The organism is Streptomyces coelicoflavus, assembly GCF_045041415.1.
Taxonomy (GTDB): Bacteria; Actinomycetota; Actinomycetes; order Streptomycetales; family Streptomycetaceae; genus Streptomyces; species Streptomyces coelicoflavus.
On the sequence record NZ_CP108218.1, the window covers coordinates 1586679 to 1613528 of the forward strand.

The 26850-nt window shown below is 74.2% G+C and carries 20 protein-coding genes; 8 read left to right on the forward strand and 12 right to left on the reverse strand.

Annotation, left to right across the window (positions count from 1 at the left end; translation table 11 throughout):
* Window positions 1–36 precede the first annotated feature (36 nt).
* Window positions 37–2466: a malto-oligosyltrehalose synthase gene (gene treY / locus OHA99_RS07070; RefSeq protein WP_405694753.1), complete on the forward strand. Its 2430-nt coding sequence runs from the start codon at window positions 37–39 to the stop codon at window positions 2464–2466.
* Between the two features lie 455 nt (window positions 2467–2921).
* Here treY and OHA99_RS07075 read toward each other — a convergent pair whose 3' ends face one another.
* From OHA99_RS07075 to OHA99_RS07100, 6 genes are all read right to left on the reverse strand, one after another.
* Window positions 2922–4247 carry a M14 family zinc carboxypeptidase gene (locus OHA99_RS07075; RefSeq protein WP_405694755.1) on the reverse strand — a complete coding sequence of 442 codons (1326 nt, stop codon included), beginning with the start codon at window positions 4245–4247 and terminating at the stop codon, window positions 2922–2924.
* 142 nt (window positions 4248–4389) lie between these two features.
* Window positions 4390–4941: a DUF1707 and FHA domain-containing protein gene (locus OHA99_RS07080; protein WP_153177360.1), complete on the reverse strand. Its 552-nt coding sequence runs from the start codon at window positions 4939–4941 to the stop codon at window positions 4390–4392.
* 15 nt (window positions 4942–4956) lie between these two features.
* Complete coding sequence (locus tag OHA99_RS07085) at window positions 4957–5982, reverse strand: GNAT family N-acetyltransferase (RefSeq protein WP_405694758.1); 1026 nt, start codon at window positions 5980–5982, stop codon at window positions 4957–4959.
* Window positions 5979–7226 carry an MFS transporter gene (locus tag OHA99_RS07090; protein WP_381605965.1) on the reverse strand — a complete coding sequence of 416 codons (1248 nt, stop codon included), beginning with the start codon at window positions 7224–7226 and terminating at the stop codon, window positions 5979–5981. The genes OHA99_RS07085 and OHA99_RS07090 overlap by 4 nt, the downstream gene beginning before the upstream one ends.
* Window positions 7223–8455, reverse strand: coding sequence for an acetyl-CoA carboxylase biotin carboxylase subunit family protein (locus OHA99_RS07095; protein WP_405694760.1), 1233 nt, complete (start codon window positions 8453–8455; stop codon window positions 7223–7225). Before OHA99_RS07095 ends, OHA99_RS07090 begins: the two co-directional genes overlap by 4 nt.
* Window positions 8456–8487: 32 nt before the next feature.
* Complete coding sequence (locus tag OHA99_RS07100; protein ID WP_405694762.1) at window positions 8488–9747, reverse strand: ATP-grasp domain-containing protein; 1260 nt, start codon at window positions 9745–9747, stop codon at window positions 8488–8490.
* A gap of 214 nt (window positions 9748–9961) precedes the next feature.
* Between OHA99_RS07100 and OHA99_RS07105 the strand changes: the two genes are divergently transcribed.
* The 3 genes from OHA99_RS07105 (at window position 9962) to treZ (ending at window position 14384) form a co-directional block, all read left to right on the forward strand.
* Complete coding sequence (locus OHA99_RS07105) at window positions 9962–11404, forward strand: radical SAM protein (protein ID WP_366473953.1); 1443 nt, start codon at window positions 9962–9964, stop codon at window positions 11402–11404.
* Window positions 11401–12480, forward strand: a complete 1080-nt coding sequence (locus OHA99_RS07110) for a DUF1152 domain-containing protein (protein WP_405694765.1) — start codon at window positions 11401–11403, stop codon at window positions 12478–12480. The genes OHA99_RS07105 and OHA99_RS07110 overlap by 4 nt, the downstream gene beginning before the upstream one ends.
* 158 nt (window positions 12481–12638) lie before the next feature.
* On the forward strand, window positions 12639–14384 hold the full coding sequence (gene treZ / locus OHA99_RS07115) for a malto-oligosyltrehalose trehalohydrolase (protein WP_366473955.1): 1746 nt from the start codon (window positions 12639–12641) through the stop codon (window positions 14382–14384).
* Window positions 14385–14400: 16 nt separating this feature from the next.
* Here treZ and OHA99_RS07120 read toward each other — a convergent pair whose 3' ends face one another.
* Both OHA99_RS07120 and OHA99_RS07125 read right to left on the reverse strand, forming a co-directional pair.
* Window positions 14401–15342 (reverse strand): aminoglycoside phosphotransferase family protein, encoded by a 942-nt coding sequence (locus OHA99_RS07120; protein ID WP_405694768.1) that lies wholly within the window; start codon window positions 15340–15342, stop codon window positions 14401–14403.
* A gap of 54 nt (window positions 15343–15396) precedes the next feature.
* Entirely contained in the window at window positions 15397–16527 is a 1131-nt protein-coding gene (locus OHA99_RS07125) for an aminopeptidase P family protein (protein WP_405694770.1), read from the reverse strand.
* Window positions 16528–16710: 183 nt separating this feature from the next.
* Here OHA99_RS07125 and OHA99_RS07130 point away from each other — a divergent pair, with 183 nt between their 5' ends.
* Window positions 16711–17466, forward strand: a complete 756-nt coding sequence (locus OHA99_RS07130) for a metallophosphoesterase (protein WP_405694772.1) — start codon at window positions 16711–16713, stop codon at window positions 17464–17466.
* 8 nt (window positions 17467–17474) lie between these two features.
* Here OHA99_RS07130 and OHA99_RS07135 read toward each other — a convergent pair whose 3' ends face one another.
* From OHA99_RS07135 to OHA99_RS07150, 4 genes are all read right to left on the reverse strand, one after another.
* Window positions 17475–18074, reverse strand: a complete 600-nt coding sequence (locus tag OHA99_RS07135; RefSeq protein WP_405694774.1) for a PDZ domain-containing protein — start codon at window positions 18072–18074, stop codon at window positions 17475–17477.
* Between the two features lie 75 nt (window positions 18075–18149).
* Complete coding sequence (gene cyc2 / locus OHA99_RS07140) at window positions 18150–20372, reverse strand: germacradienol/geosmin synthase Cyc2 (protein ID WP_405694776.1); 2223 nt, start codon at window positions 20370–20372, stop codon at window positions 18150–18152.
* 106 nt (window positions 20373–20478) lie between these two features.
* On the reverse strand, window positions 20479–21696 hold the full coding sequence (locus OHA99_RS07145) for a damage-control phosphatase ARMT1 family protein (protein WP_405694778.1): 1218 nt from the start codon (window positions 21694–21696) through the stop codon (window positions 20479–20481).
* 63 nt (window positions 21697–21759) lie between these two features.
* Window positions 21760–22407, reverse strand: coding sequence for a ScbR family autoregulator-binding transcription factor (locus OHA99_RS07150; RefSeq protein WP_153177372.1), 648 nt, complete (start codon window positions 22405–22407; stop codon window positions 21760–21762).
* A gap of 320 nt (window positions 22408–22727) precedes the next feature.
* Here OHA99_RS07150 and OHA99_RS07155 point away from each other — a divergent pair, with 320 nt between their 5' ends.
* From OHA99_RS07155 to OHA99_RS07165, 3 genes are all read left to right on the forward strand, one after another.
* The gene (locus tag OHA99_RS07155; RefSeq protein WP_405694781.1) at window positions 22728–23741 is read left to right on the forward strand and encodes a substrate-binding domain-containing protein; all 1014 of its coding nucleotides are present in this window, start codon (window positions 22728–22730) and stop codon (window positions 23739–23741) included.
* A 77-nt stretch (window positions 23742–23818) separates the two neighbouring features.
* The gene (locus OHA99_RS07160) at window positions 23819–26434 is read left to right on the forward strand and encodes a nitrate- and nitrite sensing domain-containing protein (RefSeq protein ID WP_405694783.1); all 2616 of its coding nucleotides are present in this window, start codon (window positions 23819–23821) and stop codon (window positions 26432–26434) included.
* Window positions 26431–26850: a roadblock/LC7 domain-containing protein gene (locus tag OHA99_RS07165; protein ID WP_007445343.1), complete on the forward strand. Its 420-nt coding sequence runs from the start codon at window positions 26431–26433 to the stop codon at window positions 26848–26850. Before OHA99_RS07160 ends, OHA99_RS07165 begins: the two co-directional genes overlap by 4 nt.

Below are 26850 nucleotides of genomic sequence, written 5' to 3' on the forward strand. Positions count from 1 at the left end.
GACAGGAAAGGCGGCGGGGCGGGTACGTAGGTTTCCATGACACCTGAGCGACCCGACCCGGTGCCGTCCCCGGCCTCCCCCGCCTCCGCCGTCTCTCCTTCCTCCGCCGTCCCCTCGGCCACCTACCGGCTCCAGCTCCAGCCGGACTTCCCCTTCGGGGCCGCGGCGGCGGCCGTGCCGTATCTGGCCTCACTCGGCGTGTCGCACCTGCACCTGTCCCCCGTCCTGGAGGCGGTCCCGGGCTCGCGGCACGGATACGACGTCGTCGACCACGCGCGCGTGCGCGCCGAACTGGGCGGCGAGGAGGGGCTGCGGGCGTTGTCGCGCACCGCGCGGGAGCACGGTCTGGGCCTGGTGGTGGACATCGTGCCCAACCACATGGCGATGTCGCCGCGCCACAACCACGCCCTGTGGGAGGTGCTGCGCGAGGGGCCCGGGTCGCCGTACGCGCGATGGTTCGACGTCGACTGGGAGGCGGGCGGCGGACAGCTCCTGCTGCCGGTGCTGGGCGCCCCGGTCGGCGAGGTGCTGGACGACCTCCGGGTCGACGGCGACGTACTGCGCTACCACGAGCACGCCTTCCCGCTGCGAAAAAGCACCGCGGGCCTGCCGCTGCCGCGGCTCCTCGACGCGCAGTGGTACCGCCCGGTGTGGTGGCGGCTGGCCCGGACCGAGCTGAACTACCGGCGCTTCTTCAGCATCTCCGAGCTGATCGGCGTGCGCGTGGAGGACCCGGAGGTGTTCGACGCCACCCACGGCACGGTCCTGCGGCTGCTGCGCGAGGACGTGGTCGACGGCCTGCGCGTCGACCACCCCGACGGCCTGGCCGACCCCGACGGGTACCTGGAGCGGCTGCACGAGGCCAGTGACGGCCGGTGGACGGTGGTGGAGAAGATCCTCGCGGACGGCGAGCGGCTGCCCGCCGCCTGGCCCGTCGCCGGCACCACGGGGTACGACGCCCTGCGCCACGTCGACGGGCTGTTCACCGACCCCGAGGGGTACGGGCGACTGCTCGAGCGGTACCGCGGGTTCGCCGGCCCGCGGGCGGACCGGGGCGGGGACTGGGCGGCGACGGTGCGGTGCGCGGCGTACGAGGTGCTCGGGCACGAGCTGGCCGCCGAGTTGGACCGGCTGACCCGGGTGGCGCACCGGCTGTGCGTGGCCGCGCCGGATCCCGCCCTTCGCGACCGGGCGCCCTGGGCGCTGCGCACGGCCCTGCGGGAACTGCTGGTCCGTATGGAGGTGTACCGGCCGTACGCGTCGGTGGACCCGGCGACGGTCGTCACCGAGGAGGCGGCGGCCGAGGCGCGGCACGCCTTCGCGGTGCCGGAGGAGGCCGGGGCGGTGGACGTCGTACGGGACCTGGTGCTGGGGCGGTACGGGGACGGTCCCGGTCACGTGGAGTTCCGGACCCGGTTCGCGCAGACCGCGTCGGCGCTGCGGGCCAAGTCCGTCGAGGACACGGCCTTCTACCGCTACGTGCCGCTGCTGTCGGCCACCGAGGTGGGCGGCGACCCCGGCCGTCCGGCCGTGTCCCCGGAGGAGTTCCACGGGTACTGCGCGCGCGTGCAGCGCGACTGGCCCGCGACGGGCACGGTGGTCTCGACCCACGACACCAAGCGGAGCGCGGACGTCCGCGCCGCGCTCGCGGTGCTCACCGAGTGCCCGGAGCGGTGGGCGTACGTCCTGGCGGAGGTCGCCCGTGCGGGCGGGGGGCTGCCGGACGGCCAGGCGGCGTGGGCGGCGTGGCAGACGGTCTTCGGGCTGGGCCCGGCGGACGAGGAGCGCGTGCGGGAGGCGCTGCTGAAGCATGTGCGCGAGGCGGGCACGCACACCAGCTGGACGGAGCCGGACCCCTCCTACGAGGAGGCGGTGGCCCGGTTCGTGGCGTCGGGGCCGTGCGGCGCGCCGGGCGCCCGGGTGGCCGCCCTCCGCAAGGCGCTCGAGCCGCACATCCGGGCCAACGTCCTCGGCACGGCCCTGGTCCATCTGACGATGCCGGGCGTGCCGGACCTCTACCAGGGGACCGAGCACGAGTACCTGGCGCTGGTGGACCCGGACAACCGCCGCGCGGTGGACTTCCCGGCCGCCGGGGCCGGACACGGGGAAGCCGGGGAGAAGGCCGCGGTGACCCGGGCGGCGCTGGCACTGCGGGCGCGGCGGCCCGGCACGTTCGGTGACGCGGCGACGTACGAACCGCTGCCCGCCGAGGGCCCGGCGGCGGCGCACTGCGTGGCGTTCGCCCGCTCCGGCGGGACCGTGACGGCCGTGACCCGGCTGTCGCTGCGGCTGGCCGAGGCGGGCGGCTGGCGCGGCACGGCGCTGCCGCTGCCACCCGGCCGGTGGGCCGACACGCTGACGCCGGGGCGGCACTTCACGGGGCACGCGCGCGTGGCGGACCTCTTCGCGGACACGCCGGTGGCCCTGCTGGAGCGCGTGGAGGAGACGGAGGAGCACGGCGGCTGAGGACCGCCGGGAACGGCGGCCGGAGCCGGACGCAGGCCGAGGGCGGTCGTGACGGAGGGAACGCCAAGGGCGGCCGGCGGCGGAGGCGCGACGGAGACGAAGCCGCGGCCGGCGGGCGACGACCGAGGTAGAACGCAGACCAGGCACCGGGACGGGTCGGAGGCGAAGGACCAGGACGGGACGGACGCCCGGGGCAGCCGGCCCGCGACGGCCGAGGACCACCTGAACGGGACGGGGCCATGGCCCACCGGGACGGGACAGAGGCCAAGGCACACCGGGACGGGACAGAGGCCAAGGCACACCGGCGAGGGACGGAAGCCATGGGCCACCCGGACGGGAACGGGACCCCGAGAACCACCGGCGCGAGACGGAAACCATGGACCACCCGGACCGGGACGGAGGCCGCGAGCGGCGGTGGCCGGGGGTGGGTGAGGCCGGGGGGTGAGGCCGGGGGGTCAGTCGCGGTGCATCGGGACCGTGGCCTCGGGTCCCCGGCCGGGGTCGCCCGTGCGGGAGCCCGCGGCGGAGCGCCGGCCGGCCAGTTCGAACGCGGCGAGTACGACCCGGGTCTGGTACTCCACCTGCCGCCCGACCGGTATCCAGTGCGCCGCGCAGCCGTCGCGGTAGTCGGCGCAGCCCTCGTCGACGAGCCGGTCCAGCTCCGGCAGGACGCCCGCCGAATCGCCCCCGGTGCGGCTGACCAGCTGGTGCAGCAGCCCCGCGGTCCGCAGGGACAGGCGCCGTCCGGCCAGCCGCAGCGCGACGAGGTGGGACGTGTTCATCGGCGGCAGCGAGCGGCCCGTCCCGTCGTCGGTGTCGGGGTCCCAGGCGTCGGCGAGCCGGGGGCAGACCAGCAGGTAGTCGTCGACCGGCGCGAGCAGGTGGGCGGCCTCCGGCACCGTGGCGAGGTGGGGCCGCAGGCGGGCGAGGACGCGGTGCAGGCGCCGGGTGTCGTGGCGCAGGGTGCGGCTCACGGCGCGCAGCACGGCGTCGCGGTCGGCCGGGGGCGAGCCGTCCGCCACGGCCGCCACCCCCCACATGGGTGCCTCGACGACCGCGGTGACGGTGCCGTAGCGGCGCGGGTGGCACCACGTCGAGTCGACGGCGGCCTCGGTGATGGCGGCGGTGAAGTCGCCGCGGCGGGGCGGCGGGATGCGGTAGACGGCGGGGCCGAGGTCGGGCCAGTACAGGGTGTCGTAGGCGCCGAGTTCACGGGGTACGCCGAGCCGGGCGGCGGTGTGGGAGATGCGCTGGGCGAGGCCCGGCAGGTCGTGGGTCAGCTCGACGAAGCCGCCGCCGACGTCCACGCCGTGCAGGGAGCACTGGAGGAAGGGCCGCAGTTCCTCCTGGAGTGCGAGCAGGGTGCGGGTCTCCGGCAGCGTGGCGCGGTCCGGGCCGTCGGGCAGCCACTCGGGCTGTTCCAGGAAGCCGGGCCGGAAGAAGTTCCGCGCGTAGCGGCCGAGGGTGTAGGGGCCGGTCAGCCAGCCCTCGTTGCGGCGCAGTCCGTCGGGGTCGACGCACAGCAGCAGGTTCCAGGTGGCGTCGGCGCCCTCGGTGAGCCGGGGGTCGGCCACGGCCCGCTCGGCCAGCCGCAGGGTGGTGGCGCCGCCCACCGGTTCGTTCGCGTGCGGTCCGGCGACGACGAGGACCTGGCGGCTGCCGTGGCCGACGGAGAGCAGCAGCAGCGGGTGACCCGCGCGGGAGGTGCCGACACGGCGCAGCCGGGCGTGCCGGGGATGCCGGGCGACGAATGCGGCGGCCCGGGCGCCCAGCTCGTCCACGGTCGGGTAGCGCAGGAGGGGCGGCAGAGCACACCTCCACGAAGCGGGCCGTCGGTTCACCTGGTGTGCGTGGTGTACGCACAGTCAGTCACGAGTTGGGGGGTACGTCAACACCGCGAAGAGCAAAGAGGATTCGGGCGCGTCAGTTCGCCGCCAGGCGGAAGGCCATCCGCCCGAAGCCGATCTGGTCGCCCTCGCGGACGACGGCCGCGCCGATGACCCGACGCCCGTTGACCGTGGTGCCGTTGGTGGAGCCCAGGTCCCGCAGCACCCACATGCCGCCCTGGCGGCTCAGCTCGGCGTGCACCCGGGACACTGTCTCGTGGCTCAGCCGCAGCCCGCTCGCCGGGTCGCGCCCTATGCGCAGGGGGTGGCCGGAGCCGGGGTGGGGCAGCAGCAGCTTGGGCAGCCGCTCGGCCCGCCACGCCCGGCCGAGCCGTGCGCCGAACCCGGACACGGCCTCGACGGTGCCGAACACCATCCGCGACAGCCGGCCCTCGCTGTGCAGGTCGGCGGTGAGCACGGCCAGGTCCTCGAGGCGGCGGGCGGCGAGCGCCAGCTCCATCCGGCGGATGAACGTGTCGTGCGACAGGCGTCCCATGGCGACGCCGTCCCGGAGCACACTCAGCGCCTTGTCGCGCTCCGCGTCCGACACCCGGGCGGGATACGTGTTGAACTCGAAGGACGACGTCACAGAGCTGATTGTCGGTCAGCGGGGGCCGGGGTGTCCAGCAGACGGCTCGTCGGCCAGGGCGTACAGCGGGGACACCCGGGCGCCGCGGCGCCGCTTGGCCTCGATCGTGGTCATGCCCGCGTGCAGGGCGGTCGTGCCGTGGGCGTAGGCGTCCTCGATGGGCAGGTAGTACATGAGGTTGAAGTAGAGGTGGGGTGCGGGGTGTTCGCGGTCGTGGGCGACCGCGCGGATCCAGGTGGTGGCGCCGTAGTGGTAGTAGAGGCAGAAGGCGATCATGCGGTCGCCGTCGTGGGCGGCGACCACCCGGGCCTCGGTGCCCATGGCCGCGGCCTGGCGCGAGAGCAGGGCGGTCATCGCGGCGACGCCGTCGCGGTCGTGTCCGTGGCCCTGCTGGTGCCCGGCGAGGAGGGCCCCCGCCTCCTCGTGGCAGTCCGCGAGCAGGTGCCGGCGTACGGGGAGGGCGGCAGCGAACTCGCGGCGTTCGCGGCGGACTTGGGCCCGGCGCCGCGCGGGCAGCGAGGCGACGTAGTCGTCGAAGTCCGTGCCGGGCAGGGGGATGACGGCGTCGTCCTCCAGGTGGAGGGGCCGGCCGGGGTAGAGCGGGGCGAGGCCGGCCGCGGCCCGGGCGGTGAGGTAGGGCCACCAGTGCGTGGTGCCGTGGTCGGCCGCGAACCGGCGTGCGGTGTCCCGGAGGAGGGTGAGGCAGGCGTGACGGTCCGCGGGTGCGAGCCCGGGGCGGGTGAGCGGGGTGTTGTGGTAGCCGCGGCGGGCGCCGGCGACGACGCGGGGCCGCAGGTGCGGGGGCAGTACGGTCCCGGGCCGGTAGCGGTCGTTCGGTTCGTCCCGCACCAGGTGGAGGGGTGCCGCGGCGAGCAGGGTGCCGCGGCGGTCCCGTACGAGGGCGTACGCGCTGGTGGCGGTGGGGTCCTGCTCCTCGCCGACGAGCCACCGGTGGGAGAGGTAGAGCCCGGCCGGGCGGGCGAGGTGTTCCCACTGCGCGGCGGGAAGGTCGTGAAGGGAGTCGACGACGCTCGTGATCAACGGGGGCTCCTTCGGCCGTGGCGGTCGGGGGCGGTGAGGGCCGGAACGGCGAACAGGGCGACCAGGCAGGCGGCGGCTTCGAAGCCCCACGGCAGGACGGGGTCGGCCGCCAGGAGCAGCGTGAACAGGGCGGGGGCGGCGACCATGCCGACGGCCCACGAGAACTGGTAGAGGCCCTGGGTGAAGCCTCCGGCCGCCTGCGGAGTGAGGGTCACCGACAGCTCGCTCAGCGCGGGCCCGAGAAGGATCTCCGCCACGCTGAACAGGACGATCGCCACGACGAGGGCCGCCCAGGCGGTGGCGGCGGCACCGGGGAGGGCGGGCAGCGCGAACGCCCCCATGCCCGCGGTCATGACCAGGTAGCCGGCGGACACGGCGCGTCGGGGCGCCTTGGGGGCCAGGTGCGCGGTGACGACGGTCGAGCACGCGGACACGATGACGGTGTTGACGGCGAACAACAGGCTCGCGGCCGAGGCGGGGAGGTCCAGGGCGCGGGTGGCGTAGACGGCGACGAGCACGGAGAGGAGGGCCTGGGCGAGCACGTAGGGGATGTTGACGGCCACGAGCACGAGGTAGCGGCGGGTGTGGCCGGAACGGGCCGAGGGACCGTTCGGCGGTGCGGCGTCCCGTTTCGGCGGGCTGGTGGTGAGGGTGGCGAAGCAGGCGGCCGCGAGCAGGTAGGTCGCGGCGTCCACGGCGATCAGCCAGCGCAGCGATCCGGTGCCGAACAGGCTCAGGGCCCCGGCCGCCGTACCGGCTCCGGCGGCGAGCCCGATGTTGCGCAGCGAGCCGGTGAACGCGAACCAGGCCCGGTGTTCGGCCGGGGCCACGTGGGTGATCAGGGTGCGCTGCGCGGTGAAGTACATGTTGATGCCGGCCTGGACGAGCACGTGGACGCCGGCGATGTGCCACGGTTCGCGGGCGGTCAGGAACAGGGCGAACCCGGCGGCGGAGAGGACGTTCGCCCACACGACGACGCGCCTGGGTCCGACGCGGTCCATGAGGCGTCCGGCGAGGAACGTGACGGGCAGGGCCAGGGCCTGGCCGACCGTCATGGCCGCGCCCACCACGGCCAGGGGCAGGTTCAGGACGTCGGTGAAGTAGAGGAGGCCCAGGGGCAGGAGCATGCCGTTGCCGACGGAGTCGATCAGGTTGCCGGTGACGAACAGGCCGTGCCCGCGCAGTGCGGGCAGGCCGAGGCGCCGGGCGGTGTGTGCACGGCGGGCGTTCGCGGGGGCGGTCACCGGCTCACGTCCAGCAGGGAACCGATCTTGGCCATGACCTCGGCCCCCGGGAGTCCGGACGCCTCGTGCAGCTCCGCCAGGGCCTTGACGGTCCGCTCCTCCTCGCCCTCGTCGAGGCGGAAGACGACGATGTCGCCGTGGGAGGCGCCGTCGATCACCAGCTCGTGCGCGGTGACCACCCCTACGCGCTGCCCGAGTTCGGCCAGTGCCGTCGGCGGGATGCCTTCGCCGGCCAGGAACTCGATCGCCCAGCCGGTCCGCCGTGCCGTGCCACCGGGGACGGGCAGGCCGCGGGCCATGCGGGTGAGGGAGGTGAAGGTGTTGGTGCCGGACGCGGCGCAGGACAGGGTGGTGGCGCCGCCGATGCGCGGGTTGATCTCCAGGACGACGAACCGGCCGCCGGTCCAGATCATGTCGACGTTGACCGACCCGTGGACGCCGAGGTCTCCGCAGAGGCCGGCCAGGGTGCGGGCCACCTCGGCGAACGCGGCGTCCGCCGCCTCGCGGGGGCCGCACCAGCGCAGGTCCGCGAAGGTGAACACCGGGTCGGCCCCGGCGCGCCCGGTCCAGCACAGGGGGAGGACCCGGTAGGAGCCGGGGCGGCCCACGATGTCCACACTGCACAGGTCGCCCTCGATCACCTCTTCCACCACCGTCGACACCCGGTCGGGCCCCGGGGCGAGGTGGGCGTCGAGGTCGGCGGGCGAGCGCAGGGTGCGGATGCCCATGCTGGTCGAGTCCCAGACGGGTTTCGACATCAGCGGGTAGCCGATGCGTTCGGCCCGGACGCGCAGTGCGTCGGGGTAGCCGGGCACCGGGAGCCCGCGTCCCCCGAGGAGGTCGGAGTCGACGCGGAACCCGTCGGGTACGTTCAGGCCCGCCTGTGCGCAGAGCCGTTTGGTCTCCCACTTGTCCACCAGCAGCAGGGTGGCCGCGAGCGGGGTCATGACCGTCGGGATGCCGGCGGCGTCGAGGAACGCCTTGGCCGCGGCGTCGCGGAGGGCGTTCTCGCACGGCAGCGAGATCGACACCGCGGCGTCCGCCCCCCAGGCGGCGACCGCGTCCGCCAGTTCCCTGGGGGTCACCTCCCGGTCGAGCCGTTCCCGGTGGCCGGGGAAGTCGTCGTCGCCGGCGGTGCCGCTGGTGTAAAACAGTCCGGCCTCGATGCCCTCGGCCGCGAGTTCGCGCACGGCACGCTGGATGTAGGGGTCGGCCCGCCGGATGTGCACGGACCGTAAGAACGCGATCTTCCGCACCTGTGTCAGCCCACTTCCACTCGGGACCGGGCGATCGCCCGGTCGGCCAGCGCACGTGCCCGGTCGACGGTCTCCGCCCGGGCCACGACATGCCCGATCCGGCACGTCGAGTCGGTCGGCTCGGGCACCGCGTCCCCGGGCCGCAGGCACAGCTCGCTGTGCGTGCCGGGCAGGCCGGGGACGTCCGCCCGCCGCAGCACCCCGCCGTGCTCGGGCAGCAGGAACCTGATCGCCGCCGCGTCCGTGCGGTGGGGGGCGGTGTCCGGGACGAGGCCGAGCACGGCCTGGAGGTGGGCCGTGGCCTCGCTCACGCCCGTCGCGGCCTCGACGACCTCGCACAGGCTGTCGCCCGGAAGACGGGCGCCGGTCTCGATGACGTGCGGTGTCCGGGTGCCCGGGGGGATCTTGACCTCCGTGTGCGCGATCCCGTTGCGCACGCCGACGGCGAGCGCCGCCCGCGCCGCCGTGTGCCGCACCTGCGCGGCCAGCGGTGCGGGCAGGCCGGAGGGGCAGGTGTGCCCGGTCTCGACGCGGTACCGGCCCCCGGTGGTGTCCTTCCTGACGACCGGCAGCGGGTAGGCCACCCCGGACGCGACCACCGTGTCGCAGGAGTACTCCTCCCCCGGGACGTACTCCTGGAGCAGGACCCGCGGGTCGAGTCGCAGGCCGTGGGGTTGTGCGTGCGTGTACCGCCGGGCCGCGTCGACCGCGTCGCCGAGCCGGTCCGGGCCGTCGACGACGGACACGCCCCAGGAGCCGCCCTGCTCGGCGGGCTTCACCACCAGCGGCCAGCCCAGGCCGTCCGGCCGTTCCCGTAGCACCTGGTGGGCCTCGGCCGCGTCGTGTGCGACGGCCCAACGGGGGGCGGGGATCCCGTCGGCGGCGAACGCCTCCCCCATGAGGATCTTGTTCCGGGCCGCATGCGCGAGCCGGGGGTCGTTGCCGGGCAGGCCGACCCGCCGGGCCAGGAGCGCGGCGAGCGGGGTGAACAGCTCGAAGCAGGCCGCGATCCCGGCGACGGAGTGCTCCCGGCAGAAGGCCGCCATGTCCCCGAGGGCCCTCGGGGTGTCCGTCAGGTCCGTCGCGCACACCCCGGACAGGGCGGTACGCAGCCAGTCCGGGTAGCCGTCGTGGACGTCCTTGTGGGTGGCCGCGTACAGGCGCACGCCCAGTCGGTCGGCGGCCTCGACGAGGAAGCGTCCCGCGTTCCCCATCGGCTCGATCACCAGCACGCCCGGCCCGCGCGGGCTCGTCCACATTGTCATTCCACCAGCAAAGCCGCGGGCCGGCCACAGCGGCTATCGGCCCGTCGGACGAAATCAACTCGCTTTCCCACATGGGCTTTTGGAGCAATGGCCAATGAACTGGCGAGTAGTGGCGGGGTATTTGGTGCGCACACCTGATGGAGCCGGGCGGGCAACCCGTGGTCCGATCACCGGGCCGGAGCAACCGCGCTCCGCGACCCAGGGAAGGCCCCACGTGACCAGCAGTCTGCACCAGCAGCTCGCCGACCACATCGACCAGGGAGTGATCCCGCCCTACCAGTACTCCTACCCGCCCCGCTCCGCGTACCGTCCCCTCGCCGAGGGCAGGTGGACCGTCCCCGGCGTGTGGGCGGCGGACCTCGCCAACCACCAGGTCCCGGAGCTCAATCTCTATCTCCACGTACCCTTCTGCGACCGCAAATGCGGGTTCTGCAACCTGTACACCGTCATCAGTACCGACGAGGACGTCTACGACGCCTACACCGAGGCCCTGTGCACCCAGATCCGTGATCACGCGGAGATCATCCGGGCCCGGCGGTTACGCACGATCTACATCGGGGGCGGCACACCCGCCCTGCTCAGGCCCCGCCACTTCGAGCAGATCTTCACCACCCTCGGCGAGGTCTACCCGAACTGGCGCTCCACGGCCGAGGAGGTCGCCGTGGAAGCGACCCCGTCGTCGATCGCCGACGCGCCCGGCGAGTTCAAGGCCCTCATCGACATGGGCCTGACCCGGGCCAACGTCGGCATCCAGTCCCTCGTGCCCCGCGAGATCCGAGAAGCCGGCCGCGGCGGCGAGGACGAGGACGTCATCCGGCGCGCCGTCCACACCGCGCACGAACTCGGCCTGCCGGACCTGTCCACCGACCTGATCATGGGCTTCGCCGGACAGACCCCCGAGACCTGGCGCCAGAGCGTGGACGAACTGGCCGCGCTCCGGCCCACCACCATCAGCACCTACTTCCTCACCGTGCGGCCCGACGCCTGGTTCTCCAAGACCGGTGCCTACCAGTACATGTGGCAGCCCGAGCTGTACGAGCGCTACGACTACGCCCGCCAGGTGTTCCTGGAGCACGGGTACGTCCAGGAGGGCTCGGTCCGCTACAAGAAGCCCGGTCGCGGCGGTTACGCCCAGAAGGTGCTCACCTTCCACGGCGTTCCCCTGCTCGGCCTGGGCGTCGGCGCCCGTTCCTACACCAGCGTGCTCGACTACATGTGCGGCAGTGTGAAGCCCTCGGCGGCCGAGGTCGCCGACTACATCAGGAAGGCCCGCGACCACGAGCTGACCCCCGTCACCGGCTTCGAACTGACCCCCGAGGAGAACCTCCGCAAGCGGCTCGTCCTCGACACGTTCGACCTCGACCTGTCGGAGCTGGAGCGCTTCGGCTACCGGCGGCACACCGCCGAGTTCGAGCCCGTGCTCGACGCGGCGGAGTCCAACGGGCTCGTGCACCGCCTCGGCGACCGGGTCCAGCTGACCCCCAAGGGATTCAAGTACCGCGACGTCCTGTCGTGGATGTTCTACTCCGGGCCCGTCAAGGACCTCGACCGCGAGTACTACGAGAACCTCCACGCGGCGAACAGGCGCGCCCGGAAGAACATGGGGGCGGCACCGGTCCGGATCACGGGCGTCGACCTGCGTGAGGGCGCGGCGTGAGCGACCTGTACGTCGCGGCGGGCGGCGGAGGGGACCCCGTGGGGACCCTGATCGCGGCCCGTGCCCTCGGCGGCGACGCGGCCGGCCCGCCGCCGATCGCCACCTACGCGTGGGAGCGCCCCGAGGTCGATCCCACCGCCGCCGCCCTCGGGGACGGGGACTTCGAGGGACTCGTCCGCGAGACGGGGGACGCCGGGGACGGCTTCGCGGCCTTCACCCCGGCCACCCGCGTCCGTCCGCCGGCCGGATCCACCCTGCCCGGCCTGGCCCGGGACCTGCCCGCCCGGCTGCTGCTGCTCGACCCGGCGGTGGGGCTCCGTGCCCTGGCGCGGCGGCTCGGTTCCATGGCGGCGGCCGCGGGCGGCCGGATCCGCGTCGTGGACATCGGCGGCGACATCCTGACCCACGGCGACGAGCCCGGCCTGTGCAGCCCGTTCACGGACGCCCTCACCCTCGCCGCCTGCCACCTCACCGGCATCCCCACCACCGTCCACGTGGCGGGGCCCGGTCTCGACGGCGAGATCGAGGAGCGGACCCTCCTCGAACGCCTCACCGGAAGCGAACCCCTCGTCCCCGGCCGGGACGCGGCGGCGGCCGCCTCCCGGGCACTGGCCTGGCACCCTTCCGAGGCCTCCGCGCTGTGGGCCGCGTCCCTCCACGGCGCCCGCGGCACCGTCCGCACCGTCCGCGGCACCGTCCGGCTCACCGACGCCTCCCCGGGGCTGTACCCCCTGCCGCTCGCGGAGGCCCTCGGCCACAACCCGGTCGCGCGGGCCCTCGTCGAGGAGCGCCCGGCAACCCTGCGGGCCGCGGCGGCCGTCTCCCAGCGGCTCACCGGCATCGACGGGCTGGCGAGCGAGCGCACCCCGCCGCCCCGGCGGGACCAGGAGCCGCCCGCCGCGGGGACCGCTGCCCCCGACAGGGACACCGCCATGAAGGTGCTGCGCGAGGCGGCCGACGGCGCCGACCACGTCACCCTCCGGCACGCCGCCCGCACCCTCGGCCTCACCTGGGCGGACATCCCCGCCCTCCGGACCGTCCTGGGCATCGGAACCCCGTTGCTCCGTACGGCCTGACGCCGGTGCCGGTGCCCGGTTCCGGTCCGGTCCGGTGGCGGACGGCGGGGCCGGGCACCCGCGGCGCGAGCGCCGCCGCACGGAGGGAATCCCCAGCGGAATGATCCACGGTGGAGGACCATGGACGGGTCAGAACCGCAGACGAAGGGGAACCGTCCGTGCAGTTCGAGGTGTGGGCACCGCAGGCCGGCCGGGTGACGTTGCAGTGCGACGGCGCCACGCGCGCGCTGGAGCGCGATCCGGACCGGCCGGGGTGGTGGAGCGGCGAGGCTCGGGCGCGGGACGGCTCGCGGTACGGCTTCGCGGTGGACGACGGGCCGGTACTGCCGGACCCGCGTTCGCGGCGCCAGCCGGACGGTCCCGACGGGCTGAGCGCGGTCGTCGACCACGGGCGGTACGCGTGGCGTGCCGACTGGGCCGGGCGTCCGCTGCCCGGTGGCGTGCTGTACGAGCTGCACGTGGGGACGTACACGCCGGAGGGGACGCTCGACGCCGCCGCCGCGCGTCTCGACCACCTGGTGCGGCTGGGCGTCACGCACGTCGAACTGATGCCGCTGTGTCCCTTCCCCGGGCGGCACGGCTGGGGGTACGAGGGGGTCTCGCCGTGGGCGGTGCACGAACCGTACGGCGGGCCCGAGGCGCTGAAACGGTTCGTCGACCGGGCGCACGCCCTCGGTCTCGGCGTGGTCCTGGACGTGGTGCACAACCACCTGGGCCCGTCCGGCAACTACCTGCCCGCCTTCGGCCCGTACTTCACCGACACCCACCACACGCCGTGGGGCGTGGCCGTCAACCTGGACGCGCCCGGCTCCGACGAGGTGCGTGCGTACCTGGTGGACAGCGCGCTGGCGTGGCTGCGGGACTACCGGATCGACGGGCTGCGCCTGGACGCGGTGCACGCCCTGGTCGACACGCGCGCGTGCCACTTCCTGGAGCAGTTGTCGGCCGCCGTGGACGCCCTGGCGGCCGACCTGGACCGGCCGCTCTTCCTGATCGCCGAGTCCGACTTGAACGACCCGCGGTTCATCACCCCGCGCGCGGAGGGCGGACTGGGGGTGCACGCGCAGTGGAACGACGACTTCCACCACGCGCTGCACGCCGCGCTGACCGGGGAGTCGCAGGGCTACTACGCCGACTTCGCGCGCGATCCGCTGGCGGCGCTCGCCAAGACGCTGACCCGGGGGTACTTCCACGACGGCACCTACTCCGGCTTCCGGGGCCGCTCGCACGGCCGCCCGCTGGACCGCGGCCGGGTCGCCGCGCACCGGCTGACCGGCTACAGCCAGACCCACGACCAGGTCGGCAACCGCGCCCAGGGGGACCGCCTGGCGTCCCTGGTCTCCCCCGGGCTCGCCGCCTGCGCGGCCACGCTGACGCTGACCGCGCCGTTCACGCCGATGCTGTTCATGGGCGAGGAGTGGGCGGCGGGCACCCCGTGGCAGTTCTTCACCGACCACACCGACCCCGAGCTCGCGGAGGCGGTACGGCGCGGCAGGCGGCGGGAGTTCGCCGCGCACGGCTGGCGCGAGGAGGACGTGCCCGACCCGCAGGACCCGGCGACCCGCGAGCGCTCCTGCCTGGACTGGTCGGAGCCGGAGCGGGAGCCCCACGCGCGCGTGCTCGACTGGTACCGGCGGCTGATCGCCCTGCGTGCCGAGCAGCCGGACCTGACCGATCCGGACCTGGCCGACACCAGGGTGGCGTACGACGGCACGGCGCGCTGGCTGGCCTTCCGGCGCGGCGACATCCGGGTGGCCGTCAACCTGGGCACCGGACCGGCGGAGATCCCCCTGGGCAACCGCCCCGCGCGGGTGCTCGCGGCGTGGGAACCGGTGGAGGGCCCGGGGACGAACGGGATACTGCGCGTGCCGGGCGAGTCGAGCGTGGTGCTGGTGCAGGAGTGAGCCGGGGGCCGGGCCGTCAGGCGGTCTCGTCCCGGCCCTCTTCGCGCAGCTCCGTCACGCGCTCCAGGAGGATCGGTTCCCAGGCGTGCCGCAGCCGGGTCCTGAGCAGGGGCACGGCCGCGGGCGGCGGCCCGCCGGAGTGGCCGCCGAGTGCCTCCGCGAGGTGGACGACCGCGTCGCAGCGGGCCAGCCACAGGCCGCGCAGGCAGGGCCGGGCGCCGTAACCGGCGAGGGTGGCGGCGCGGACCGCGGCCGGTGAGCCGACGGACAGGGCGAGGCCGGCGATGTCCTCGGCCGGGTCGCCGAGTACCGCGTCGCCCCAGCCGAGGACGCCGCGCACCCGGCCGTCGGCGCCCACCACGAGGTGCTCGCCGGTGAGCCCGTGGTGAACGAGGACCACCGCGCCCGGCTGGACGCCGAGCTGGGCCGTCGCCTCCCGGGTGAGCCGCTCCGGACGCGCGGCGTCGAACTCGTCGGCGGCGAGGCGGCGGGTGGCGCGTTCGGCGGACTGCCGCAGGGCCTCCAGGGAGCGCGGGGCCGCCCGCGGCACCCCGAGCGTCTCGGCCTGGCGCAGGGGTACGTCGCGCAGGCCGGTGAGCAGCGCCGCGAGGTCCGCCTCCCCCAGGGCGGACACGTCGTGGTCCTCGCCCGAGCCGCCGGCCACCTTGGCGTCCAGCGTGTAGGCGAGGCCCGGTGCCCACTCGCCGTGCGCCACACTGACCGGCAGCGCGACCGGGACGTACGGCCGGACCAGTTCGCGCAGGCGCAGTTCGCGGCGTCCGCGCACGGTGGTCTCCCGGTCGGGGGCCAGCCGCAGGACGTGCCGGGTGCCGACCCACCACGTGCCGGGTGCGACGCCCTCGGTGACCGGCCGGACGTCGGGTTCCGTGCTCCCGCCCAGCAGGGAGCGGACGAGTCGGCGGACGGTGTCCGCGGTGGGTGTCGGTGCCTGGGTCATCTCGCGCCGTCGTCTTCCGGGTCTGCCGGGGCGTTCGGGGTCCGTCGGCCGCTCTCACTCGACCATGACCATCTCCCGGCTGGTGTCGTTGAACCGCCGGCCACCGTCCTCGGTGACGGTGACGATGTCCTCGATGCGTACCCCGAACCGCCCGGGAAGATAGACGCCGGGCTCGACGGAGAAGCACATGCCGGGCACCAGGGGCCGCTCCTCGCCCTCGATCATGTACGGCGGTTCGTGCGTGGTGACGCCGATGCCGTGCCCGGTGCGGTGGATGAAGTACTCGCCGTATCCGGCGTCCGCGATGACCGCGCGGGCCGCGCGGTCGACGTCCTGGCAGGCGGCGCCCGGCCGCACCGCCCGGAAACCGGCCTCCTGCGCCTCGCGGACCAGGTCGTGCACCCGGCGCTCCTCGTCCGTGGGTTCGCCCACGTGGACGGTGCGGGAGGTGTCGGAGCCGTAGCCGTCCTTCAGGCCGCCGAAGTCGAGGACGATCATGTCGCCGTCCTCGATGACGCGGTCGCCGACCTCGTGGTGCGGGTTGGCGCCGTTGGGTCCCGAGGCGACGATGGTGAAGTCGACCTGGGAGTGCCCGAAGCGGCGCAGCAGGCCGGCGAGGTCGTCGGCCACCTGGGACTCCCGGCGTCCGCCGAAGCGGACCTTGCGGATCTCCTCGAAGGCGGCGTCCGCGGCCGCGCCCGCCGCCGCAAGGAGCTCCAGCTCCGCCGTGTCCTTGACGGCGCGCAGCATGGGAAGCGCCTCGGTCAGAGAGGCGTACGACGTGTCGGGCAGGGTGCGCTGGAGGGCCAGCAGGTGCATCGCCCAGGCGTTGTCGCTGATGCCGAACCGTCCGGCCCCGTCGAGGAGGGCGGCGGTGGCCGCGTAGGGGTCCTTGCCGTCGGTCCAGTCGCGCAGGGTCAGGGCGGGCGCGCCGGGCGCCTTCGCCGCGTCGGGTGCCTCGAGCGTCGGGACGACGAGCACGGGCTCGCGGTCCGGGGCGAGGACGAGCAGGGTGAGCCGCTCGGTGTCCGCCGTCGGCGCGTAGCCGGTGAGCCACACCAGGTCGGGGCCCGAGGCCACGAGGAGCCCGGCCAGGCCCGCATCGGCGGCCGCACGGGCGGCGCGCTCCATGCGGGCCCGGTAGTCGTCGGCGGTGAAGGAAGCTGCGGGCCTGCTGCCGGTCATCCGGGCCTCCCGGGGCACAAGGGTGAAGGGACCACGGGCAGCATCCTGCCCTCAGGACGGGGGCGACGCGAGCCGATTGGCATTGCCCGCCTCGCGCGACTAATGGTTGGATGCCAACCAAGCATTAATATCGGGGGCGTCGCGGCCGTGTCGCGGTCCGGGCGCCCGGAGGAGGCCGGCACCGTGCTCGTACTCGCCCACATCAGCGATCTGCACCTGGACGGAAGCCCGCGGGCCACGGAGCGCGCCGAGCGGGTGCGCGACCGGCTGTGGCGGCTGCCGGGACGGGTGGACGCGCTCCTGGTCACGGGGGACATCGCGGACCACGGCACGGAGGCGGAGTACGAGGAGGCGGCCGGCGTCCTGGGGCTGCGCGACGGCTCCGCGCCGTTCCCCGTGCTGACCTGCCCGGGCAACCACGACAGCCGCGCCCCCTACCGCAAGGCGCTGCTCGGCCGCCCCGCCGCCGACGGCCCGGTCAACGGCCTGCACGTCTTCGACGGCGGCGCGGTCCTGATGTGCGACTCCAGCGTCCCGGGCAGCGACGAGGGCGAGCTGGACGAGGAGACGTACGGCTGGATCGAGGCGTCGCTCGACGGACTCGACGCCGGACTTCCGGCCCTGCTCGCCTTCCACCACCCGCCCGCGCCCCTGCACCACCCCCTGCCCGACTCCTACCCGCTGCGCCGCCCCGAGCGCCTGGCCGCGCTGCTGGAACGGAGGCCGGGGGTCGCCGGGCTGATCACCGGTCACGCCCACACCCCCGCCGCCACCGTGTTCGCCGGGCGGCCGCTGGTGGTGGGCCCGGGGGTGACGTGGACGCTGCGGCTGCCCTGGGAGGGCGAGCAGGTCGCGGACCGGGACGCGCCGGTCGGGCTGGCCTACCACGTGCTGGACGACACCGGACGGCTCACCAGCCACTTCCGTACGGTCGCCTGACCGCACGCTCACGTGACGACACCGGGTACGGCGGTCAGCTGCTGGTAGCCGCCGCTCCGGTGGCGCACGGTGAGCTTGACCTCCTCGCCGGGCTCGGCACGGGCCACCGCGCGGGCCAGGTCGGCGGCCGAGTCGACGCGCATCGTGCCGACCGTCAGCAGGACGTCGCCCCGCACCAGGCCCGCCGCGTACCCGGGGCCCGGCACGTGGACGCCCACCACCCGGGCCCCGGGCTTCTCGTCGTCCACGGCCTCCACGCCGAGGGTCGCGCCGGCCGGTGCGGCGGACGGGGACGCCCCGGGCGACGGGTCCGCGGGGGCGGCCCGCGTGCCGGTCCCCGCCCCGCCTCCTGCGCCGTCCGGTCCCGGTGCCCCGGCCTGCTGCTGCATCTCGGCCAGCTTGCTCATGCCGATCACCGTGGCGCCCACTGTGCCGAGCCCCACGCCCGCGAGGACGAGGGTGGCCGCGGCCAGCACGCCGAGCAGCAGGGTGACCAGCCGTCGCCGGCGACGGCGCCCGGCACGGCAGGGTCCGGTGGTGTCGGGTCCGGTACCGGGCCCCGGGTCCCGGCCGGGCATCGGCTTGGGACGCAACGCTGTCTGTTCCATGGATCGCCTCCGGCAGGTGCTCTACCCGGCGCACCGGCGCGTGACGAGCCACGAAAGAGTGAGACTGAACGTCGGTCAGGGCGTCGGAACGGGGCTGCTCCCCGGCACGGTGACCGGCGCGGGGAACGGCGCGGGGAACGGCCTGGGCACGGGCGCGGCCGGGATCCGGTCCGGGAGGAAGCCGTGGGTGCGCCCCGCCAGGTACTCGGCCTTGTAGCGCGGGACGCTCCGGTGCCAGTTGAGGATGCCGGCCATCCAGTTCTGGAGGTCGGTGACGTACCCGTGCATGATGGCGCGCGCCTCGTCGGACAGCTGGAAGTCGTCGTAGACCACGGGGAGTTCGTGGGCGACGACGTGCTCGAACTGGCGCATGCGCTGGTTCATCAGGTCCTGCACCACATTGAGGGCGGCCGGGTAGTCGACGCCGAAGAAGTTCTGCACGACGAGGACCGCGTTGTGGATCTCGCCCTCGTACTCGATCTCCTTCTGGTAGGAGAACACGTCGTTGAGCAGGCAGGCGTAGTCGATCGCCGCGTTCTCCAGGGAGCGGACGGGACCGCTGCGGTAGACCTCGGGCGGCACCGCCGGGCCGTGTCCGGCGCGGCACAGTCCCAGGGTGAGGTCGGAGCCGAAGGTGGCGCGCCGCATCTCCAGGTAGTCCACGGGGTCGGGGACGCGGTTCTGGATCTGGTTGGACAGCTCCCACACCCAGGACTCGGTCATCGTGTCGACGGCCGTCCTCAGCGGGCGCCGCTCCTCGGGCGTCATGCCGGCCGTCGTGCGCACCCACAGGTCGGCCAGGGAGCGTTCCATGGCGTTGGCGGGCGGCGGGACGGGCTCGCCGTCGAGCGGCATGCAGGCCGACAGGCGGGCGGTGGTCACCCGGGCGGCGGCGAGGTCCCGGCGGTGGCCGTGGACGAGCGGGTAGTAGTCGTCGCCGTAGGTGCCGAAGGCCAGCCAGCCGGAGGCGAGGTCGAGCTGGTCCTGGGTGGCGTCCGGGTCGAGGCCGGCGGCGCACAGGGGGAGGTCGCAGCTCTCCAGCTTGTCCTGGTCCCAGACGCCCTCGCTGAGGATGCCCATGCTCAGGCACCACTGGGCCAGGTGCCGCCGGGCGCCCTCCAGGGCTGGGCTCAGCTCCAGCGGGTAGGGCATGCGGATGTCGGGGATGACGGACGGGCCGACCTCGCGGTAGGGCACGTGGGTGTAGGGGCGGGCCCGCCGGGCGGCCGCCGCGGCGAGCAGCGCGCCGACGTCCGCGGCGGAGGTGCCGGGTCCGGTCAGCGCCTCCCAGCCCGCCACCGGACGCTCGCCCTTGTTCATGTAGCGGCTGGAGCGCATGTGCCATTCGTGGCCGCCGGACTGCCAGTCCTGCAAGCCCTTCGTGTACGCGGCGATCGCCGCGAGCTCCGGCGGGGTGAGGCCGTTCTCCAGGGCGACGGCGGGCACTTCGGTGAACGCGGTGTGCTCGAACTGGTGCAGCCGGGAGGTGAGGACGTCGTTGACCAGCTCGGCGGCCTCCTGCGTGGTGCAGCCGAAGAAGGTCTCCAGGACCAGCACCCCGTTGCTCAGCTCGCCCTCGTCCTCGACCTCCCGCTGGTAGGAGAACAGGTCGTTGCGCAGGTGCACGGCGTCGGAGAACGTCTCCATCAGCACCCTGAGCGGCCTGGTCCCGGCGACGGCGGCGGGCACCTCGGCGGTCGCGTACTCCACGAGCCCCGCCGACCACGGGGCGCCGCCGACCTTGCGGCGCATCTCGATGTACTCGACGGGGTTGGCGATGCGCCCCTCGTTGATGTTGGACAGCTCCCACATGGACTCGTTGAGCAGGTGCTCGGTGGCGACGGCGAAGCGGCGGCGCCAGTCGGCCGACATCGCGGGCACGGTGCGGGTCCACAGGTCGGCGAGGCCGGCCTCGACCGGGTTCTCCGGCTCGGGCATCTCGGCCGCCGGGTCCAGCGGCATGAACAGGGGGAGCCGGTCGAGGTGGGCCTTGCCCGCGAGGCGGTCCTGGCTGCGTTTGAACCGCTCCAGGAAGTGGTCGTCGAAGAAGAAGACCCACACGTACCAGTCGGTGATGAGGGAGAGCGCCGGCCCGTCGCAGTCGGGGTGGGTGTAGGCGCAGAGCAGGCCGTAGTCGTGGGCGTCGAGGTCGGACTGCTCCCAGACCCCGGAGCCCTCCAGCATGCCCATCTCGCGCGCCCACGTCGTCGAGTGGGCGCGGGCCTCGTCGAGATGCGGGTTGAGCCGCGCGGGATGCGGCAGGTAGAAGTGCGGGAGTTGGAAGGGCTGTTGCGTCATGGCCGGGCACTACCCACGGCCCTCCGGGAGCATCCACCGGGCGGCACATGATCACACCATCGCGTGAATCACCCCGGAATGCGGGAACTTCTCCCGCAGTACTCCCTCAGTGCCTGACCTGGATCAGCGCGTGCGTCCCGCTCGTCCGCCAGCGCCGTTCACCGCTCGCGTCCAGCGCGGCCTCGGTCTTCGCGTCGAGCCCGGTGATCACGTCGGACTTGAGCGTGCGCAGCGCGGCGACCGGGCCGGGGAAGTACGCGGTGACGTCCGCGAAGGAGGTGGTCGGCGGCCACCACCGGTCACCCACCAGGCGCCGGTAGTTCAGGTCGCCCTTGAGGACGGTCACGGTGGCCGAGGCGAAGTCCTCGCGCAGGTCGGCGGGCATGTCCGCGTACGGCAGCGGGGCGCAGGAGAAGGGGTGGGCGCGGACGGTGACGCGGCCGTCGGTGAGCACGGTCCAGAGCCGCTCGCCGTACGCGGCCGCCGTACCGCCCGCTCCGACGAGCCGTCGCAGGGCGTCGAGCACGTCGGTGGGCGTCGCGTCGGAGACGTAGTACGGATACGGCTTGACGTGCAGGACGGCCCGGTCCACGCGGCCCTCGGCCAGGAGGTGCGAGACGAGGAGCAGGTCGGGGACGAGTTCGCGGCCGGCGTTGTCGGCGACGAGGCACAGGGAGACCGGGCCTCGCCGCGGGGCGCCCGTGCCGGGGGCCGGGAGCAGGGACCACAGGGTGTCGCTGTCGTCGGCGACGAGCGGTTCCGTGTCGTCCCCGGTGGCGGCGCCGCGGTCGGAGAGGCGGAAGCCGAGGTCGGCGCGGTTGCCCCAGAGCGAGCCGTGCAGCAGGGCCCGGTTCCGCTCGTCGGCGGGCAGCCCGTCGAGGCCGTCGAGCGCGGCGAGTTCCTCGTCCGTCTCCGGCGCGTCGAGTTCGGCGAGCTTGGCGGGCCGGAACGGGTCGACGCCCTGCCACGGGCCGGGGCCGAAGTGGCCGACGGCGTCGAGGAGGCGGCGGTAGAAGTGGCTCTCTGCCCACAGCCAGGGCACGTCGTACCAGGAGCGGCCCGCGTACGCGTCCAGGCCCCAGGCGGCCCAGCGGTCCCGGTCGCGGCCGGTGGGGTCGGCGTCGGCGGGCAGCGGCTCGACCACGCCGTCGGCGCAGCTCGCGAGCAGCGCGTCGAGCGCGTGGCGCCGTTCGGGGTCGAGGGGGAAGGCGTCCCGCACCTGCCGCACGATGGCGGGGTGCCGCTCGGCGAGCACGCCGTGCGGGAAGGATCCGGGTTCGTCGCCGAGGATGACGGGGGCGGGCACGGACGGGGTGTCGGGCATGCACGTCACCGTACCGGCCTGACCGCGTGCGTCCGCGTTCCCGGACGGTGTGGCCGCGGGCGGTCAGGGCGCGCCGGTCTCCCGTTCCAGACGGGACGCGAGGGTGAGGTAGCGGGCGCGCCGGGTCACCGGGACCATGCCCCGGATCAGGATGTACCACATCTGGGCGAGGCGGCGGGGCTGGCGCCCGGCCGGTTCGAGGGTGCCGCTCACCACGCGGGTGCCGACGACGGAGCAGACGAGGGTGTGGGCGACGGAGTCGACGTCGATGTCCGGGTGCACGTCGGACTGCCGCACGGCGTTGAGCAGCCGGGACGTGGCGATCTCCCGCCACTCGGTGAAGGGGTGCGGCAGCGGCGGCCGTACCGGCACCCCCGCGGTGGCGAGCCGCAGCCCGGCCCGCAGCACGGGGCCCTCCTCGCAGAGCCTGGCCATGCCGAACGTGAGGCGCATCAGGGCCTCCAGCGAGGAGTAGCCCCGCCCGTCCAGGTCCCTCGCCAGCCGGCGGGAGGTGCGGGACTGTATCTCCATGATGGCGTGGGCGAGGTCTTCCTTCGCCGCGAAGTGGAAGTACAGGGCGCCCTTGGTGACCCCCGCGTGGGTGACGATCTCGCTGAGGCTGGTCGACTCGTAGCCGTGACGGTCGAACAGGTCGGCCGCGGCACCGATGATCGTCGCGCGGGTCTGCTCGGCGCGTAGCTGCCTCGCCATCGGCTGAACTCTCCTGGGCTGGAACTCGACAGACCGTGCCGCCTGTCTTTACCCCCTGTACACGATAACTCACTGACTAACTGCCCATCAGATCGGCCTCCGTACCGTCCGGGATTCCGCTTCCGCCCGCTTTCGCCGTCCCGATCATCACGATGCGGCACCGACAACTGGCAACGGTTCGCTGATCACTTGACTACCAGCCGTCACACACGGTTTGCTCCGGCCAGGCGAGTTCACCCGGTTGACGCACTGACCCGCGGCTCCGGGCCACCTCGTCCCGTTCCTCCTGCTCGGCCGCACAGCGAGGTGCCCCCGCCCCCATGAGTACAGCTCCCCCGCCCACCCACTCCCCCGTCCCCCTGCGCACCGCGGCCCTCGCCGCCGCCGTCTGTCTGCTGGCGGCCGGCTGCTCCGCCCTGGGCGGGGACGAGGACGGCTCGGCGGCCGACGCCGCGGGCGGTCCGGGCGGCGACCGGATGAAGATCGTCATGGTCACCCACGGCGGTGAGGGGGACGCCTTCTGGGACCGGGTGCGCAAGGGCGCCGAGGCGGCGGCCGCCAAGGACGGCGTCGATCTGACCTACGCCGGGGACGCCGACACCGCCGACCAGGCCGACCTGGTGCGGGACGCCGTCCGCGACAAGGCCGACGGCATCGCCTTGACCCTGGCCAAACCGCGGGCGATGAAGGCGGCGGTCGCCGAGGCCAAGGCGGCCGGGATTCCGGTGGTCGGCCTCAACTCCGGAATCGACGCCTGGCGTTCCACGGGGCTCCTGGAGTACTTCGGGCAGGACGAGAGCGTCGCGGGCCGGGCCGTCGGCGACAAACTGAACGATCTCAGGGCCAAGCACGCCCTGTGCGTCATCCACGAGCGCGGCAACGTGGCCCTGGAGGCCCGCTGCGCCGGGGTGAAGAAGACCTTCGGGGGCGAGACCGAGATGCTCTACGTCGAGGGCACCGACATGAAGGCGGTCGGCGCGGCCGTCACGGCGCGGCTGCGCCAGGACACGAGCATCGACGAAGTCGTCATGAACGGTGCGGCGTTCGCCCTCACCGCGGTCGAGGCGGTCGACGAGGCGGGCAGCAAGGCGCACGTCGCCACCTTCGACCTCGACAAGGACCTGGTCGCCGCGGTCAAACGCGGGGACGTCCAGTTCGCGGTGGACCAGCAGCCGTATCTCCAGGGCTACCTCGCCGTCGACGCGCTCTGGCTGTACCGCACCAACGGCAACGTCAGCGGCGGCGGGGTGGCCCCCGTGCTGACCGGCCCCGCGTTCGTGACCCGCACCAACGCCGACTCGGTCGCGGAGTTCGCCGCGGGCGGCACCAGGTGACCGGGTCGACCGGGTCCCACGGCCGACGGCGCGCATCCGCCTCCGCTCCCCTGCCCCACTGATCGCCTAGGACGACGATGTCTGTACGGAAAGGTGCCCGGCGCCGCCTCGGCTCCATACGTCTCTCCCTGATCCTCCTCGCCCTGGTGCCCGGCGTCACCCTCGCGGCGGTGTGGGGCGTCACGACGACCCAGATGTTCTCGGAGGGGCTGCGGCTGCGTGCGCAGACCGAGTTGAGCCGCGACACCGGGGCCATGGGCACCGAGGCGGCCCTCGCCCTTCAGAAGGAGCGCAGTCTGTCGGCCGCCTGGCTGGCCTCACCGGGCGGCGACCGGGCGGAACTGGACGCGCAGCGCAAGAGGACGGACGAGGCGGTCGCCCAGCTCGTGGGCCAGTCGGACGCGATCGAGAGCGCTCCCGACCGGATCTCGGACCGGATGTACTCGGTACTCGGCTCGGTGGGCAGCCTGGAGTACTACCGCAACCAGGTGGACGACCCCACCGACATCACCCCCGACCAGGCGCTCGACCAGTACACCTCGATCGTCGACGAGCAGATCCACGCCTTCCAGGAGCTCTCCCAGGTCGACGACGGAGACCTCACCTCCCAGGCGGGCCCGCTGGTCGCCCTGGAGCACGCCGCCGAGCTGGCCTCCCAGGAGGACGCCCGGCTCACCCTCGCCTGGCCGTCCGACCGGATGGACCAGGAGCAGTGGACCGCCTTCACGCAACTGGTGCACACCCGCCGCTGGCTGGTGCGGGACCAGATCATGCCCTCGTTGACCGGCAGCGCGAAGACGCAGACCGAACGCATTCTCGCGAGCTCCGAGTGGAAGTCCCTCCAGGACGTCGAGGACCAGGTGCTCGAGGCCCGTTCGGCGGACGGGGACGAGCAGGGGCGGATCGACCTGCCGGACGCGCGGCAGCGCTGGAACACCGCCTTCGACGCGATCTCCACCCAGTACACCCAGCTGGTCCGGCAGCAGACGGACGGCCTCCTGGACCGCAGCGCCGAGGAGGCCAGGGGCCTGCTGATCAAGGCCGGCATCCTCAGCGCGGGCGGGCTGATCGCGCTGCTGCTCTGCATCGTCATGTCCTGGCGCATCACGCGCTCGCTGTCCCGGCGGCTGCGCGGTCTGCGGCTGGCCACCCTGAGCCTGGCCGAGGAACGGCTGCCCGACGTGGTGGCGAGGCTGGAGCGCGGCGAGAAGGTCGACGTGGAGTCGGCGACGCCGCCGCTGGACTACGGGCAGGACGAACTGGGCCAGGTGGCCCAGGCGTTCAACACCGCGCAGCGCACCGCCGTGCACACCGCCGTCGAACTCGCCGACACCAGGCGCGGCTTCCAGAAGGTGATCCTGGGCATCGCGCGGCAGAGCCAGAACCTCGTCAACATGCAGCTCGGCAAGCTGGACGCCCTGGAGCGCGAGCACACCGACCCCGACATCCTCAAGGGCCTGTACGAACTGGACTCCACGGCGAGTCAGTTGCGGCGCTACGAGGAGAACCTCGTCATCATCAGCGGCGAGCAGCCCCGGCGCACGTGGCGCGAACCGGTGTCGCTGGTGGACATCCTGCGCAGCGCCGTGGGCGAGGTCGCCGAGTACCAGCGGGTGGAGCTGCACGCCGACGAGGAGGTGGCCCTCGCCCCGCCCGCGGTGGCCGACGTGATCCACCTGCTGGCCGAGCTGATCGACAACGCCACCTCCTACTCGCCCGCGCCCAACCCGGTCGGGGTGCGCGCGGCGCTGGTGGCCAAGGGCCTGGCCGTCGAGATCGAGGACCGCGGGCTCGGCCTGTCGGAGGAGGACTACGCCTCGTTCAACGCCCAGTTGGCGGTGGCTCCCCAGTTCGACGTGGTGGCGCTCGCCGACGACCTGCGGCTCGGCATGTTCGTCGTCGCCCGCCTGGCGCACCGGCACGGCATCACCGTCACGCTGCGCCCCTCCCCGTACGGCGGGACCACGGCGATCGTGCTGATCCCGCACGACATCGTGGTGCGCGGGGCGGACGGCACCGGCACACCGGCGAACGGCAGCGGCACTCCCCGGACCGCCGGGTTCCCGCACGTCCCCGCACCCGCCCCGGCCGCCCCGTCTCCCGCGTCGGCCCCGCCCTCGTCGGAACCGGGCGCGGAGCCGGTGCGGAGCGCGGATTCGGTACCGGGCCCGGAGCCGGTGCGGAGCGCGGATTCGGTACCGGGCCCGGAGCCGGTGCCGGACGCGGGCCCGGTGCCGGCGGCCGGTCCGGCCGGCGGCGGGCGGCACGTACGGTCGTCCCGGCCGGCGCCGCCGAGCCGGTCCGCGGTCCTGGCCGGCGCCCCGGGCGGCTCCCGCGACGCTCCGCCGGGCGGCACCGCCGAGGAACGCGGCGGCCTGACGCCGTTGCCCCGCCGGGTGCCGCAGACCAGCCTCGCCGCCGAGCTGCGCGACGAGGACCACGACGGCCGGCGGGACGGCTCACACGGTCCGTCCGGCGACGACTACGCCGACTTCACGGCCGAGCGCGCCGCCTCGTCCCTCGCGGGTTTCCAGCGCGGCACGCTGCGGGCCCATACCGACGACGAGACGGCCGACACGGACGCCACGGACCCCGGCATCCGCACCGACGCCGAAGGGCCCGCGCCCTCCGCCGCCTCCGCCCCCTCGACTCCCCACGCCGACCGCCGACCGCCGACGAAGGACTCGCGATGACCCGACCCTCCCCCGCCACGCACACCGAGCTGGACCAGTTGCTCACCGGACTCGTGGAGCGGGTCGCCGACGTGAACCAGGCCGTGGTGCTCTCCGAGGACGGACTCGTCGTCAGCAAGTCCACCGGGTTCCTGCGCGACGACGCCGAGCGGCTGGCGGCGACCGCGTCCGGCCTGATGAGCCTCAGCAAGGGGGTCAGCATGGACTTCCGGGGCGGTCCGGTGCGCCAGGCGCTCATCGAGATGGCCAACGGCTACCTGATACTCACCTCCGCGGGCCCCGGCGCGCACCTGGTCGTGCTCACCGGGCCTAACGCCGACGTCGGCGTGGTGGCGTACCAGATGAACATGCTGGTGAAGAAGATCGGCGAGCACCTGAGCGCGGCACCGCGGGCCACCGCGGGACCCGGCGAGTGA